The organism is Streptosporangium sp. NPDC006013 (genome assembly GCF_040614275.1).
GTDB lineage: Bacteria > Actinomycetota > Actinomycetes > Streptosporangiales > Streptosporangiaceae > Streptosporangium.
On the sequence record NZ_JBEXUE010001001.1, the window covers coordinates 1 to 1,018 of the forward strand.

The 1,018-nt window shown below is 70.8% G+C and carries 1 protein-coding gene; it reads right to left on the reverse strand.

The features are described from left to right. The coding region (locus tag ABZ260_RS51585; RefSeq protein ID WP_355633394.1) for an acyltransferase domain-containing protein at positions 1 to 1,018 on the reverse strand (1,018 nt) is incomplete at both ends.

The following is a 1,018-nucleotide window of genomic DNA, read 5'->3' on the forward strand; positions in this document are numbered from 1 at the left end:
CTCACCTCCGCCAGGACCTGGGCCAGCTCTTCGGAGATCAGATCCACCTGCGCCGAATGCGAGGCGTAATCCACCGCGATCCGCCGCACCCGCACGTTCTCAGCGGCCAACCGCTCGACCATCTCCTCGACCGCTTGGACCTCACCGGCCACCACCACCGAGTTCGGGCCGTTCACCGCCGCCACCGAGATCCGCCCATCCCACGCCGCCACCCGCTCCGCGACCTGCTCGACCGGCAACGCGACCGACGCCATCGCCCCCAACCCCGCCAACCGCTCCCCGATCAACCGGCTACGCAACGCCACCACCCGAGCGCCGTCCCGCAACGACAACCCACCGGCCACCACCGCCGCCGCGATCTCACCCTGCGAATGCCCCACCACCGCATCCGGACGAACTCCCAGCGACTCCCACACCGCCGCCAGCGACACCATCACCGCGAACGACACCGGCTGCACCACATCCACCCGATCCAGCGACGGCGCACCCTCCACCTGCCGCACCACATCCAGCAACGACCAGTCCACGAACGGCTCCAACGCCGCCGCACATTCGGCCATCCGCCCGGCGAACACCGCCGACTCCTCCAACAGCCGCGCACCCATCCCCACCCACTGCGCCCCCTGACCAGGGAACACCCACACCGACTTCCCAACGACGTCCGCCACCCCGGACACCACACCCGCCGTGGACTCACCGGAAGCCACCGCCGCCAGCCCCGCCAGCAGACCCCCACGATCCCCACCGACCACCACCGCACGGTGCTCGAACACCGACCGCGACACCACCAGCGACGACCCCACATCCACCGGGTCAAGCTCACCGGCCGCCCGCACGTGCGCCAGCAATCGCCCGGCCTGCGCCCGCATCGCCTCCTCGGTCTTCGCCGACACCACCCACGGCACCACACCCGTCGCCGGAGCCCTGTCCTCTCCTTCCAGCGCTTCCGGCCCCTGCTCCAAGATCACGTGCGCGTTGGTGCCGCTGATCCCGAACGACGACACACCCGCCCGACGCG